This window comes from Haloarcula sp. H-hyl2 (assembly GCF_056934385.1).
In genome coordinates this window covers 13,955-28,366 of sequence record NZ_JBRIIJ010000002.1, presented here as the reverse complement: position 1 = coordinate 28,366, position 14,412 = coordinate 13,955, and the positions used below count along the sequence as shown (strand labels likewise).

Below are 14,412 nucleotides of genomic sequence, written 5' to 3'. Positions count from 1 at the left end.
GAACGAGATGTCGAGCGCCTCCGCTTGCAGGGGGATCACTGCTCGACACCTCCGTCGGTGGCTGTGGCGTCGCCGGTCTCGTCGGCGTCAGCGCTGCTGTCTTTGGCGTCGGCCTCGACGCTGCTCGGGTCGATGCCGTACTTCTCGTCCAGCGCGTCGCGCTTGCGGGCGTACCAGAACGCCAGTACGAGTGCGCCGGTCGGGCCGGCAAAGCCGACCGAGAAGTAGTGTAGCGGGAACCCTGGTGGGACGGTGATCGAGGTCATCGTCTCCGGCGCGATGGCGGTGAGCGTCACCGGCCCGAAGACGACGAGCGCCCAGATGATGAAGCCGGTCCAGACCACGCGGAGGTGGTCCCGCATGAACGCGGTACTCGGGGAGAGGAGGTTCACCTCCTCGTCGAGGTAGTCTGTGTTCTGGTGTGCCTGTGCTGCCTGGGTGGCGGTGCCACCGTCGGTCTCGATACGGTCGTTCGACTCGTGAGTGTGTTTCTCTGTCATGGACTCCGGTGAATTCGTGTATGTACTCTGGTTGTGTGTGGGCTGTCAGCGTGTGTGCTCCGATCGTGTAGACGCGGATAGCGTGTGTACTCGAACTGCAGGGCGGGGCGTCTGGTCTCAGTCGCCCCGAACCTTCGACTCGATGTCGCTGACGACGTCGGGGTTGCGCAGCGTGCTGGTGTCGCCCAGTTCCTCGCCGTTGGCGATGTCCTCGAGGAGTCGCCGCATGATCTTCCCGGACCGAGTCTTCGGGAGTTCAGGCGTGAAGATGACCTGCTCGGGCCGGGCGATGGGGCCGATGGCGTCCTCGACGGCCTCGATGATCTGCTCGCGGAGTGCCTCGTCCTCGTCGGCACCGTCTTCGGTGATGACGTAGGCGTAGACGGCCTCGCCCTTGATCTCGTGTTTGCCGCCGACGACGGCAGCCTCCGCCACGCCCTCCACGCCGACGATGGCGCTCTCGATCTCCATCGTCCCGAGGCGGTGACCCGAAACGTTCAGCACGTCGTCGACGCGGCCCAGTACGGTGATGTAGCCGTCCTGGTCGATCTTCGCGCCGTCCTCGGGGAAGTAGACCCAGTCTGCGGGGTCGTCGCTGTCGACGTCGGAGTACTCGCGCCAGTACTCGTTGATGAACCGCTCGTCGTTGTTGTACAGGGTCCGGAGCATGCCGGGCCATGGCTTGTTGACGACGAGATAGCCGGCCTGGCCGGCCTCGACGGGGCTGCCGCTGACGTCGACGATGTCCGCGCTGATGCCCGGCAGCGGTGGGCCGGCCGAACCGGGCTTCATGTCGCCGACACCGGGCAGGGTCGTCAGCATCATCCCGCCGGTCTCGGTCTGCCACCAGGTGTCGACCACCGGGCAGGACTCGTCGCCGATGTGCTTGTAGTACCACTTCCAGGCGCGTGGGTTGATCGGCTCGCCGACGGTCCCCAGCAGGCGCAGGCTGGAGAGATCGTGACCGTCGGGGTACTCCTTGCCCCACTTCATGAACGCCCGGATCGCGGTCGGCGCAGTGTACAGTTGCGTCGCCTCGTAGTCCTCGATGATCTGCCAGAGGCGGTCCTTGTCCGGGAAGTCCGGGGTCCCCTCGTACATCATCGTCGTGGTCCCGAGCGCGAGCGGGCCGTAGATGATGTACGAGTGACCGGTGATCCAGCCGATGTCGGCCGAACAGAAGTAGGTGTCCTCGGGCTTGATGTCCAGCACTGCCTGGCTGGTCCAGGCGGCATACGAGAGGTAGCCGCCGGTGGTGTGTTTGACGCCCTTGGGCTGGCCGGTCGTCCCCGAAGTGTACATCAGGAACAGCATGTCCTCGGCGTCACGCGAGACCGGTTCGACTGTCTCGCCTTCGTGGGCAGCAACGAGGTCGTCGAAGGCGACCTGATTGTCGGCGTAGTCGTGACCGAAGCCGTCGCCGTCGAGCAGGCGTTCGGCGACGACGACGCTCTCGACGTCGTGCTCGACGCCGTCCAGGCCCTCGTTGGCCTTCGAGAGGTGGTCGAGCGGGTCGCCACGGCGATAGTACCCGTCGCAGGTGATCAGGTGCTCGGAGTCGGCGGCGTTCATCCGGGTCGCCAGCGCGTCCGCCGAGAAGCCGGCGAACACGACCGAGTGGGGTGCTCCGATGCGGGCACAGGCCAGCATGGCGATGGGGAGCTGTGGGATCATCGGCATGTACATCGTGACGACGTCGTCCTCGCCGACTCCCTGGTCGCGCAGTGCTGCCGCGAACTCGTTGACCTCGCGGTGGAGGTCCGCGTAGGTGTAGGTGACGTTGTCCTCCTCGACGGGTTCGCCGACCCACTCGATAGCTGCCTCGTCACCGCGCTCGTCGAGGTGACGGTCCAGACAGTTCGCCGAGGCGTTCAGCGAGCCGTCTGTGAACCACTCGTAGAACGGCGGGTTCGAGTCGTCGAGTACCTGGCCGTACTCCTCGTCCCAGTCGAGCAGGTCCGCCGCCTGCTCCCAGCACTCGGGCCAGTTCTCCTCGAAATCCTCGTAGATACCTTCGTCGGAAACGTTGGCCTGCTCGACGAACTCCGCCGGGGGTTCGAAGACCTCCTGTTCCTCGAGCCGAGCCTCAAGTTGCACGTCGTCTTCTGACATGGTCTATCACCAACAATACCCAGGTGGCTAATAAACGGGGTATCTAATTGTGCTAATACACTGTCCGGTCTCGGCGGGTCAGTCCGCCCGCTCGCCCGGCGACTCGAAGAACGCGGTCAGGACCTTCTGCTGGGCTCGCCTGAGGTGGTTGTGCAGGGTCGGTGAGGAGACGTCGAGCGAATCGGCCAGTTCCTCGGCGGTCGATCCGCGGGGCCACTCGAAGTAGCCGCTGTGGAACGCCGCTCGCAGGACCGTCGCCTGGCGGTCGGTGAGTCGGTCCGAGAGGCGGTCGCGAAAGCCCGTCTCGCTCTCGACGGGGCGCTCGCTCTCGCGTTTCGCGGTCAGCGTCGTCGCCGGGTAGGCATCGACCACGGCGTCGACGACAGGGCGGACGTCCGTCTCGCCGGGGAGTTCCGTCACCAGCGTCGCCGTCCCGTCGGTGACGTGCAGGTCACGGACGCGCCCGCCGCGTTCGACGAGCGCGAGCGCGGGCGTGCTGGTGACGACTACCTCCAGCAGCGCGCCGTCGCCGTAGTCCTCGATGAGTCTGGCGTCTTCGACGGCGTCGTCGTCGGTGAGGTGTGAGAGCACCGGGCCGGCCGGCGCGCCCTCGACGGTGAGATAGTACAGCAGCGACCCGCCGCCGACGGGTACCAGTCCGGAGAGATCGACAGTACAGCCCAGTTGACGCGAGAGATCGACGGTCACTGCGTGGTCGTCGGTGCATTCGAAGGTCAGTTCCGTGACCGTATCGGCCAGCAGGAGCCGCTTCCGCTCGACGGCGGCGAGGCCATGTCCGACCTGGGTGCCAAGCGCGGCCAGGAGGTTCTGTGTCGCGTCACCGACGTGGCTCTCCGTTCCGACCGCCAGGACACCCACGACGGTGTCGCCCCGGACGATGGGGACCGCAACGAATCCGCCCGCCTCGACCTCGCGGACAGCACGCGTGTCGAGTGCAGTGGCGAGCGCGTCCCGGTGGGTCTGGAGCTGTGCTGCAGCGGTCTCCGGGGCTGTTCCGGCGACTGCCCGCCGTGTGAGTCCGTCACCGGTTCGCTCGGCGACCCAGGCGAACTCGAAGCCGTCGGTGTCGGTCAGTCGGTCACAGACGGTCTGTTCGATCTCCGCGCCCGTCCCGGCACCGACCAGCGTCTCGCCGACGTCCGCGACGACGGCGATGAGTTGCCGGAGTCGGGGCGGTGGCCCGTCCTCGTCGCCGCCGTCGACGGCCCGGACGACCGTCTCACGGTCCGGGACCGAGAGCAGCGGTGCCAGCCTGTCGAGTCGGTCCCAGCCACCAAGCGCACAGACGACGTGGGGCGGAACGCCGTCGTCGAGCAGCGACGCGGCGAACCGCCAGCGGAGGTCCCGAGCGGAGACGTCCGTGAGTCGGGGATTGTCCTCGCCCGCACGGGCCGCGACCTCGCTGACGAGCATCTGGAGGCGGCGTGTCGAGACCGAAAACAGCGGTTCGTCGTCGCTCCGATCGTTCGCGCCCGCGAACTTCCGCATGTCGTGCTCGACCGGCGCAGGGAGGTACGCCTCTCGGGCGACGCCGTCTTCGTCCCGGACCGCCAGGAAGAACGCGTCGCCGTGAGCTCTGACGTCTGCGGTACGCAGACGACTCATCTCGGCCGGTCGGAGTCCCACTTCCCCACCGAGTCTGAGCACCAGGTCGGCCCGGTAGCTGTCGGCCGCCCGCCTGAGCTGTCGGTAGCCGTCCTGGCCGAGCACGTCGGGGCCGTCGGTCATACAGTTCGCCTATTCACAGAAAAACGAAATAAGTGTACCGGCGGTATCTACCCTGGACGGCAGCAACGGCGAAAGACTGGCAGAAATGGCGACGGAACTGCCCAGAAATATTTCGGAAATATCGAGAACAGCGAATCCCCCTCAGCGCTTCGACGTCGTCGTCCGCAACTCGCCGAGGATCGCCGGGTTCCGGAGCGCGCTGATGTCGCCCAGTTCCTCGTCGTTGGCGATCGCCGTCAGGAGCCGTCGCATCACCTTCCCCGACCGGGTCTTCGGGAGGTCCGGCGTGAAGACGATCTCCGACGGGGTCGCCATCTCGCCGATGGCGTCGGCGACGGCGACCTCGATCTCGTCCCGGAGGTCCTGTTCGGAGCGGCCGCGCTCGGGCGAGACGTAGGCGTAGATGGCCGTCCCGGTCGTCGGGTCGTCGGCGCCGACGACGGCGGCCTCCGCGACGCCGGGGACGCTGGCGATGGTCGACTCCAGTTCCATCGTCGAGAACCGCCGCCCGGCCACGTTGATGGCGTCGTCGACCCGACCGAGGAACGTCAGGTAGCCGTCGTCGTCCTCCACGACGCCGTCCTCGGGGTAGTAACGCCACTCCTCGCCCCGGGCGGCGTCGGCCCCCCAGCGCTCGCCGGCCAGGAGTGACCTGGGCATCCCCGGCCAGGGCCGCGTGACGACGAGTTCGCCCGCGGTGCCCTGGTCGACCTCCTGGCCCGCCGGGTCGACGACAGCCGTCTCGATACCGGGTAGGGGTTTACCTGCAGAGCCGGGTTTCATCCGGTCGACGCCGGGAAGCGTCGAGACGAGGATAGCGCCGGTCTCGGTCTGCCACCAGGTGTCGACGACCGGGCAGTCCCCGCCGCCGATGTGCTCGCGGTACCACTCCCAGGCGCGCCGGTCGATGGGTTCGCCGACGGTCCCCAGCAGGCGCAGGCTGGAGAGGTCGTGTTCGGCGGGATACTCCGCCCCCCACTTCATGAACGCGCGGATCGCCGTCGGCGCTGTGTAGAAGACGTCGACGGCGTAGCGGTCGATCAGTTTCCAGAGGCGGTCCTTCTCGGGGTGGTCCGGCGTCCCGTTGTACAGCACCGTCGTCGTCCCGAGCGCGAGCGGGCCGTAGACGATGTAGGAGTGGCCGGTGATCCAGCCGATGTCGGCCGAACACCAGTAGGTGTCGTCGGGCTTGATGTCCAGCACGTTCTGGCTGGTCCAGGCGACGTGGGCGAGGTAGCCGCCGGTCGTGTGGTCGACGGCCTTCGGTTCGCCGGTCGTTCCGGACGTGTAGATCCGGAAGAGCGGATCGCTCGCGGCCCGCGAGACGGGTTCGATCTCGGTCCCGCGGTGGCCGTCGAGCAGGCTGTCGTAGTCGTGGTAGCCGTCGCCCAGATGGACGTCCAGTCCCAGGCGGTCGACGACGACCACGTCCACGTCCTGGTCGACCGCGATACGGGCGTTGTCGGCCTTGTTCTTCTGTGCGACCGCGCTGCCCCGTCGGTAGTAGCCGTCACAGGTCACCAGGTACTCCGAGCCCGTCCGCTCCATCCGCTCGGCCAGCGCGTCCGCGGAGAAGCCCGCGAAGACGACGTTGTGGCGCACGCCCAGGCGGGCACACGCCAGCATCGCCACCGGGAGTTCGGGCACCATCGGGAGGTACACCGTCACCACGTCGTCCTGTGCGACGTCCCGTTCACGCAGCGCCGCGGCGAAGGCGTTGACCTCGCGGTAGAGCTCCCGGTAGGTGTAGCTCCGGGACTCGCCCAGGTGCCCCTCCCAGATGAGCGCCAGCTGGTTCTTTCGCTCGGGGAGGTGCCTATCCAGGCAGTTGTACGACGCGTTGAGCTGCCCGCCGGGGAACCACTCGAACGGCGGCCCGTCCTCGCCCCGGAAGACGGCGTCGTACTCGCGGTCCCACTCCAGAATGTCGGCGGCGGCCCGCCAGCAGTCGGGCCACTCCCGCTCGAACCGCTCTGTGATCGACAGGTCGGTTACGTTGGCCTGCTCGGTGAACCACGCTGGAGGGTCCAGGGCTGGTCGGTCGGAGAGGGCCGTATCACGGCCCGACCCGTCGCCCGCTGTCATCGGTGTATCCTTCGTCCCGCCGGGGAAAAACGTTCCTCCTAGGCAGTTCGGGGGCAGCGATGGGTCACGCGATCGTTGCATCTTCCCTGTCGGTATGCAACGATGGCGTGTACAGAGAGCCCTTGTTTGCATTCAGGGTCGCTAGATTCATACAACAGGGAGAAAGCCCCAATTGTCGCAGGCGATACTCGCGGCGGAACTTATACTTCCCACTGTCGACAACAGGCACCAACGAGGCAGTTCCGGGGATGAGCAACACGGAGAAGAAGATCGCCGACACCCAGGGCAAGTACCTGCTCGCGGTGTCACAGGGCCAGCGGCTGACCGACGCCGAGTGGCAGAACTGTCGGATCATCCTCACGACCGAGCGGATCGCGCTGATGTCGGACGGCAAGCGCCAGGTCGCGCTGGCCGACATCGACCGCATCGCCGACCGCTTCGACGTCAATCAGCAGAGTGCCGGCGTCTCCGAGTACGTCGGCTTCCACGTCGGCGAGGACGTCATCCTCGTCTCCGCGTCGAACCACGCCGAGTTCGAGACCGACTTCTATCGAGCGAGTCTCAACGGCGAGGTCATCCGCGTCCAGCACCCGGCGCTCAAGGGTGGCGTCGTCCAGAACGCCGAGTGGACCAAGGGCCGACTCAAGGTCAGCGACGAGGCGCTGCGGGTCGCGATGGCCGACGGGCAAGCGGTCACCATCGACAGGGCGGACATCGGCGACCTCGTCGTCGAGGACAAACAGGTCAACGGCGACGAACGGGCCGTCATCGAGGTCGAACACTCCGAGGACGGGATCAGCGTCGAGACCCACCTGGCCGGCGAGGAGTTCCACGCGACGGTGTTGCAGGTGATGCTGGAGGAGAGCGCCGAGCAGAACCGGGCCGATCTGGACCTCTCCTCGACGGAGAAACGCGTCATCATGGCGCTGCACTCCGGTGTCTCCCCGTTCGACATCCCGAACTTCGTCGGCATCGACGTCGAGAAGACCGAGGAGATATTCGATCGCCTCATCGAACTCGACGTCATCAGTGTCGTCCGCGAGCGGACCGAGGTGAACCTGACGACGAAAGGGCGGCGGGTTGCTGGGGAACGGATGGGAGAGCAGTGACGAGAGCCCGAACGGAGTGAGGGGTCTCGGGAAAGCGCAGCGGTGACCGCAGGGAACCGCGAGCAGTAGCGAGGGGCGCGACCGGGGCGAGGGGCGCGACCAGGGCGAGGGGCGCGACCAACGGGAGCGGCCCTCGAAAGCGAACGGCGACGACGGAGCCGTGAGCAGGGAGACTCCGAGTATCACGAGGAGTCTCCAAACGCGAACGGCCGACACCACGCCCTTCCGGCGTTCGACGTGGCGCCACGCTCTCAGTTCGTCTCGATCTGTCGGAGCGCCTCGCGAGCGGCAGCGAGCGCGTCCGGGGTGGCTTCTGTCCGGCTGACGACGTCTGTCTCCTGATCGTACCGGACCAGCTCCGCAGTCTCCAGGCGGGGGAGGTGACGATGGTACAGCGACATGTACGTGCGCTTGACCCGCTCACCGCTGATGTCACAGACGTTTTCTTGCCGTTCCGTCTCGGCGACGAGTTCAGCAAGGTCCGGGAGCGTGACGGTGAGATGGCGCTCCAGGTGGGACAACGCGAGACGCCGTCGCTCGTTCGCGACCGCGGTGAATATCTCGTCGACCTCACACATCGTGGGCCACTCCTGGCGCCCCCGATATCAATGCTTCGTGTAGGTAGCAGCTAGGGGACCCGGCGTCAGACCCACTGCGCTGCTAAGACCTGATTATCGACGTCGACTGGCGCGCCACCGAGTGGGACACCCTGTTCGATTCGACCGTCGTCGCTCGGTGTGGCACAACCGCGGATAGGCGTGAGTGGCTGTCACACTACGGGTAACTTACAGCACACGTCCAGACCGCCGACAGTCGATTACATGTGCTTCTCTTCTGTGAAATAAACCGGTCTATCGGCGGTTTCGAGTAGCGGCCGTATACCTAATTGCGCTCCCATCCGAGCGAGAACGAATCCGATGAGTACACCCAGTCGCCGCTGTCCACTCTGTCAGTTCAGAGCCGACGAACAGATCGTTTACAGACACCTCCAGACCGCCCACCGCAAGAGCGAACTCAGTCAGCGACTGCTGGCACTCTCCCCCAGCGAGGCCGACTGGATGGGAGAGAAGTTCGTCGAGGTAGAGACGTCCGACTGATCGATCCACCGAGCGGTGAGCGCCTGGGCGGGTCGCGACGCTCCTGCGGTGGGAGCTGGGGTGTCGTCCCACGCTGGTCGCTCGGGTCCCGCTCTGCCCCCATCCTGATACACGTGGGAGCCCAATTCGACGCATGACTGAGCGGGACCTGTCCTCTCCACCCCGGTCCGGAAACGTCGTCTGGCGGCTGTACACCGAGTACGCTCGGGGCGGACGGGGATACGCTGTCCTCGGGACCGTCGCGACGCTCGTCGGCAGGGCGCTTGGCCTGGTGCCGGCGCTGGTGATCGGGTTGGCTGTCGACGCCGTCTTCCTCTCCGAGCGGCCCTACGTGCTGCCGTTCGTCCCTGGCGTGCTGGTCCCCGACCAGTCGGTCGGGCAGCTCTACTTCTCCATCGCAGTGTTGCTGATCGCGACGGCGGGCGGTGCGGTCGCCTCGTGGGTCGAGGACTGGGGCTGGAGCGTCTTCGCACAGCGCGTCCAGCGAAATATCCGCGTCGACGCCTACGACGCTCTCCAGGGACAGGAACTCGCCTACTTCACCCGCCGACGGACGGGCGATCTGATGAGCGTGCTCAACAACGACGTCAACGCTCTGGAGACGTTCCTAGAGGACGGACTGAGCGCGACGGTGTGGATCCTCGCCACCGTCGGCGGCATCGGTGCGATCCTGATCGGCTTGAATCCCACGCTGACCGCGATCACGCTGTTGCCGATCCCGGTGCTGGCGCTCTTTACGCTCGCGTTCACGCGGATCATCGAGCCGCGGTATCTCGGCATCCGTGAACAGATCGGTGATCTGAATGCCCGCCTGGAGAACAGCGTCAGCGGCATCGAGGTGGTCAAGACACAGGGCGCCGAGCGCTTCGAGACCGAGCGGGTCCGCCAGGCCTCGGACAGCTACCTCCGGGCGAGTCTGGCGGCCATCCGCGTCCGTATCACCTACTTCCCGGGGCTGAACATCATTTCCGGCGTCGGCTTCGCGATCACCTTCCTGGTCGGCGGCCTGTGGGTGCTCGGCGTCGCGCCGCTCGGGATCGCGGGGACGCTCACACCCGGCGCGTTCGTGACGTTCGTCATCTACGCCCAGCAGTTCATCTGGCCGATCATCCGGCTGGGTGACGTCGTCGACGACTACGAGCGGGCCAAGACCGCCGGCGTACGCGTCGACGAACTGCTCGCCCGCGACCCCGTCGTCGGCGACGCCCAGGACGCGACGGAACTGACGGCCACCGACGGCGCCGTCACGTTCGAGGACGTCACGTTCGCCTACGGTGACGAGGCCGTCCTCCGGGACATCGATATCGCGGTCGAGGGCGGCACGACCGTCGGCGTCGTCGGCCCGACCGGGGCCGGCAAGTCGACGCTGCTGAAACTGCTGCCGCGGCTCTACGACGTCGAGACTGGCGCGGTCCGCATCGACGGTCAGGACGTCAGGGACGTGACTCTGCGGAGTCTGCGCCGGTCGATCGGCTACGTCAGTCAGGAGCCGTTCCTGTTCTACGGGACCGTCGCCGACAACATCCGCTACGGGACCTTCGACGCGACGGACGCCGAGGTCGAACGGGCCGCCGAGCGCGCACAGGCCGGCGAGTTCATCCGCAACCTCCCCGACGGCTTCGACACGATGGTCGGCGAGCGCGGCGTGAAGCTCTCCGGCGGGCAGCGCCAGCGCCTGGTGATCGCCCGGACGATGCTCAAAGATCCCGAGATACTGATCCTCGACGAGGCGACCAGCGCCGTCGACACGGAGACGGAGGCGCTCATCCAGGCCAGTCTCCAGGAGTTCGCCGCCGACCGGACGACGTTCGTCATCGCACACAGGCTGTCGACGATCCGCAACGCCGCCCGGATCCTCGTCCTCGACGACGGCCGCATCGTCGAGGACGGGTCCCACGCGGAACTGCTCCGGGCGGACGAACTGTACGCCAACCTCTGGCGAGTGCAGGTCGGGGACATCCAGTCACTCCCCCGGGAGTTCCTCGAACGCGCGCTGGAACGGCAGTCGGCTATCGTCAGAGATACCGACGACACGGAGTAGTCGGGGAGGTCCGAAGGCTGGCCGCGTGAGAAGAATTAGGTGGACTCGCGATCCGGCTCTGCGGTGTCTTCCGAGTCGGCTTTGGTGTCGAGTATTTCGGCTGCGACGTCTGTCACGTGCTGCTGCTGTTCGGCCGTCGTCCCAGCGCTCTGTGCGGCGTCGAGTTGGCCATCGACGACAGCGTTCTGTTGAGGACCCCACACTTCTGGCGGGTTCGATTCGATATACTCCACCCAGCGCTTGATCCCCTCTATGCGCTCCTTCTGGTTCCGCTCGTGCTTCCGATCGAACTGCTCACGAACGTTTGAGTCGCTCATATTCGGTTTCGACGTCCAGTCGTGTTACCCAGGTTTCGAGTCGCGGGACACTAAGGCTTTGCTCGAAGGGGTAGATAGCATCCTCGACGTCTTTCTGCGTCCCCATGTGGACTGATGGGGTCCGTACGTGTGGGAATCCCTCGCATTTCTGAACATGTGTAGTACTCTTGGATATTCACCGCTCGAAACTGGCGGTAACTGGAGCCAAACGAAGTACCCCGAGCCGTACGGACGGACGATGACAGCGACCGACCGAACGAACAGCCACGGCGCGAAAGCCGCCGAGCCCAGAAGGTTGAAACCGCACCGTGCACAGGGTGAGGTATGCACATCGATACCGCGGTGATCCTCGCTGCCGGCGAGGGGACCCGGCTCCGGCCGCTGACACGCAACCGGCCGAAACCGATGTTACCGGCGGCGAACCGGCCGATCCTCGAACACGTCTTCGACGCACTCGTCGATGCGGGGATCGAGCGGCTGGTCGTCGTCGTCGGGTTCAAACGCGACCGCGTCCAGGACCACTTTGGCCCGACCTACCGTGACGTCCCCATCACGTACGTCCTCCAGGAGAAGCAACTCGGGAGCGGGCACGCACTCGCACAGGCACGCGACGAGGTCGACGGCCCGCTGCTGGTCCTCAACGGCGACCGACTCATCGACGCCGGAACGATCGAGGCGGTCGATGCCTCCTTCGCCGAGACCGGCGATCCGAGCATCGCCGTCACCGAACGGCGGGATACGAGCCGCTACGGCGCGGTCGAACTCCGAGACGGGGACATCGCCGATTTCGTCGAGAAACCGCGCGACGACGGCTACCGGCTGATCAACGCTGGGGTCTATGCCTTCCCCGGCAGTATCTTCGAGGCGATCGACGAGACGCCCCGGACCGCAGGGGAACTGGGTATCACCGACACCATCGAGCGACTGGTCGCCCACGAGCGCGTCCGTGGGGTCGAGGTCGACGGGATGTGGGTCGACGCGACGTACCCGTGGGACCTGCTGACCGTCGCCCGCGAGGTTCTCAACCGTGGTCGCGTCATCGAGATCGCACGCGACGAACACGTCTGGGTGGACGCAGAGGCCCACGTCCACGACGAGGCTGTCCTGCGGGGTCCGGTCGTGATTGGCCCGGACTGTGAGATCGGCCCCGGAGCGGTCGTCGGTCCAGACACGGCCGTCGGCGCCAACGTCACGATCGGCGCCAACGCGGTCGTCCAGCGGTCGGTGCTCGACGCCGACACGCGCGTCGGCCCGAGTTCGACGCTGGTGGACACGGTCACCGGCCAGGACGTCGACCTGCGTGCCAACACCGTCGCTCCCGGGGGATCGGCCGACGTGCAGGTCGGGACGACCGTCTTCGAGAACCAGCGCCTCGGTGCCGTCATCGGTGACTGGACCGACGCGCACGGCGACGTCAGTATCGCGCCAGGCACTCTCGTCGGGACCGATGCGACGCTGCACGCGGGCGTGACCGTCGGCGAGAACGTCGGCGACGGCGTGGAGGTGATGCGCTGATGTGTGGGATCATCGGCTGTGTCGGCCGCGGCGACGAGACGCTCGACACGCTCGTCCACGGCCTCTCGAAACTGGAGTACCGCGGCTACGACTCCGCCGGGGTCGCGCTGACGAGCGCCGACCAGCCGGTCAGCATCTGCAAGAACGCCGGCGATATCGACGAACTCGAAGCGACCCTGGAGAGCGTCTCGCTGTCGGGTGCTGTCGGCGTCGGTCACACACGCTGGAGCACCCATGGACCGCCGACCGACGCGAACGCTCACCCCCATCAGGACTGTCACGGCTCGGTCGCCGTCGTCCACAACGGCATCATCGAGAACTACCAGGACCTCCGCGACGAACTCGTCTCCGCCGGCCATACGTTCACCTCCGACACTGACACCGAGGTGATCCCCCACCTCATCGAGCGGGAACTCGAAGGCGGCGCCGACCCGGAAGCTGCGGTCAGGACGGCGATCCGCCAACTCGACGGGAGCTTCGCCGTCGCCGTCGTCGTCGCGGGCACGGAGACGGTCTTCGCTGCGCGCCACGACTCGCCGCTCGTGCTGGGACTCACCGAGGACGCGACGTTCCTCGCGAGCGATGTCCCCGCGTTCCGCGATTTCACCGACCAGGTCGTCTACCTCGACGACGGCGAGTTCGCCCGCCTCGACGCCGACGGCTGGACGGTCACCGACAGTGAGGGGACCGTCGTCGACAAGAAGATCGACACCGTCGAGTGGGACCCCGAGGAGACCGGCAAGAGCGGCTACGACCACTACATGCTCAAGGAGATCCACGAGCAACCCCGTGCGCTCCGGCAGTGTCTCCGCGGCCGAGTCGACGAACTCACCGCGTCCGTCGACATCGGCGACCTCGGCGACCTCTCGCCGACGGGCGTCCAGTTCGTCGCCTGCGGGACCTCCTATCACGCCGCGCTGTACGGCGCACAGTTGTTCCAGGAAGCGGGCATCCCGGCCCAGGCCTTCCTCGCCAGCGAGTACGCCACCGGCGTCCCGCCGATCGGCGATGCCCTCGTCGTCGGCGTCACCCAGAGTGGCGAGACGGCCGACACGCTCTCGGCACTCCGGGAGGCCCGCAAGCGTGGCGCGCGCACGCTGGCCGTCACCAACGTCGTCGGATCGACCGCGGCCCGCGAGTGCGACCACGCACTGTACATCCGGGCCGGCCCCGAGATCGGCGTCGCCGCGAGCAAGACCTTCGCCTCCCAACTGGCCGCGCTGAACCTGCTCGCGCTCGGGACGACCTCGACCGACGACAGCCGCGAGGTCATCGCCGCGTTGCGGGACCTGCCCGGTCAGGTTCAGGCCATCCTCGACGACTCTCGGGCCGAGGCGGTCGCCGAACTCTACCAGGACGCCACCGCCTACTTCTTCATCGGCCGGGGCCAGCAGTTCCCGGTCGCGCTGGAGGGCGCCCTGAAGATGAAAGAGATCACCTACAAACACGCCGAAGGGTTCGCGGCCGGCGAACTCAAACACGGCCCGCTCGCGCTGGTGACCGAGCAGACACCCGTCTTCGCGGTCGTCACCGGCGACGACGAGCGCGCGCGGAAGACGGTCGGCAACATCAAGGAGGTCGAAGCGCGGGATGCCCCCGTGGTCGCGGTGACCGACGGCCAGAACGACGCCGCTCGCTACGCCGACGAGGTACTGGAACTACCCGAGACCCACCCGCGGGCGGCGGCCGTACTGGCGAACATCCACCTCCAGCTAGTGTCGTATCACACGGCCGCGTTGCTCGGGCGGCCCATCGACAAGCCACGGAACCTGGCCAAGAGCGTGACCGTCGAATAGACCGACGGTCCCGCCACTATTCTGCCGAACTGTTCCGCTGTTTCCGGAAACATACCGTAGGAGACGGCTACCGCCGGGTAGCACGTTCATA

At 66.7% G+C, this 14,412-nt stretch carries 11 protein-coding genes; 5 read left to right on the top strand and 6 right to left on the bottom strand.

What is annotated here, in order from left to right; translation table 11 throughout:
- Positions 1-35 precede the first annotated feature (35 nt).
- The 4 genes from Hhyl2_RS09805 to acs (Hhyl2_RS09790) all read right to left on the bottom strand — a co-directional run bounded on the left by Hhyl2_RS09805 (position 36) and on the right by acs (Hhyl2_RS09790) (position 6,446).
- Entirely contained in the window at positions 36-500 is a 465-nt protein-coding gene (locus Hhyl2_RS09805; protein WP_483550591.1) for a DUF4212 domain-containing protein, read from the bottom strand.
- A gap of 117 nt (positions 501-617) precedes the next feature.
- Positions 618-2,612 (bottom strand): acetate--CoA ligase, encoded by a 1,995-nt coding sequence (acs, locus tag Hhyl2_RS09800; protein ID WP_483550590.1) that lies wholly within the window; start codon positions 2,610-2,612, stop codon positions 618-620.
- 78 nt (positions 2,613-2,690) lie between these two features.
- On the bottom strand, positions 2,691-4,361 hold the full coding sequence (locus tag Hhyl2_RS09795; protein ID WP_483550589.1) for a bacterio-opsin activator domain-containing protein: 1,671 nt from the start codon (positions 4,359-4,361) through the stop codon (positions 2,691-2,693).
- A 141-nt stretch (positions 4,362-4,502) separates the two neighbouring features.
- Complete coding sequence (acs, locus tag Hhyl2_RS09790; RefSeq protein ID WP_483550588.1) at positions 4,503-6,446, bottom strand: acetate--CoA ligase; 1,944 nt, start codon at positions 6,444-6,446, stop codon at positions 4,503-4,505.
- Between the two features lie 248 nt (positions 6,447-6,694).
- On the opposite strand from acs (Hhyl2_RS09790), the gene Hhyl2_RS09785 reads away from it, so the two are divergent.
- Positions 6,695-7,555 (top strand): CheF family chemotaxis protein, encoded by an 861-nt coding sequence (locus tag Hhyl2_RS09785; protein ID WP_483550587.1) that lies wholly within the window; start codon positions 6,695-6,697, stop codon positions 7,553-7,555.
- A gap of 251 nt (positions 7,556-7,806) precedes the next feature.
- Here Hhyl2_RS09785 and Hhyl2_RS09780 read toward each other — a convergent pair whose 3' ends face one another.
- Entirely contained in the window at positions 7,807-8,133 is a 327-nt protein-coding gene (locus Hhyl2_RS09780; protein WP_483550586.1) for a DUF7344 domain-containing protein, read from the bottom strand.
- 339 nt (positions 8,134-8,472) lie between these two features.
- Here Hhyl2_RS09780 and Hhyl2_RS09775 point away from each other — a divergent pair, with 339 nt between their 5' ends.
- Positions 8,473-8,652, top strand: a complete 180-nt coding sequence (locus Hhyl2_RS09775) for a hypothetical protein (RefSeq protein ID WP_483550585.1) — start codon at positions 8,473-8,475, stop codon at positions 8,650-8,652.
- Positions 8,653-8,785: 133 nt separating this feature from the next.
- Positions 8,786-10,693: an ABC transporter ATP-binding protein gene (locus Hhyl2_RS09770; RefSeq protein ID WP_483550584.1), complete on the top strand. Its 1,908-nt coding sequence runs from the start codon at positions 8,786-8,788 to the stop codon at positions 10,691-10,693.
- Between the two features lie 35 nt (positions 10,694-10,728).
- Here the strand turns inward: Hhyl2_RS09770 and Hhyl2_RS09765 are convergent, their stop codons facing one another.
- Complete coding sequence (locus tag Hhyl2_RS09765) at positions 10,729-11,010, bottom strand: DUF8150 family protein (protein ID WP_483550583.1); 282 nt, start codon at positions 11,008-11,010, stop codon at positions 10,729-10,731.
- Between the two features lie 324 nt (positions 11,011-11,334).
- Between Hhyl2_RS09765 and glmU the strand changes: the two genes are divergently transcribed.
- Together glmU and glmS are read left to right on the top strand one after the other, a co-directional pair.
- Positions 11,335-12,525: a bifunctional sugar-1-phosphate nucleotidylyltransferase/acetyltransferase gene (glmU, locus tag Hhyl2_RS09760; protein ID WP_483550582.1), complete on the top strand. Its 1,191-nt coding sequence runs from the start codon at positions 11,335-11,337 to the stop codon at positions 12,523-12,525.
- Positions 12,525-14,321: a glutamine--fructose-6-phosphate transaminase (isomerizing) gene (glmS, locus tag Hhyl2_RS09755; RefSeq protein ID WP_483550581.1), complete on the top strand. Its 1,797-nt coding sequence runs from the start codon at positions 12,525-12,527 to the stop codon at positions 14,319-14,321. Before glmU ends, glmS begins: the two co-directional genes overlap by 1 nt.
- Positions 14,322-14,412 lie beyond the last annotated feature (91 nt).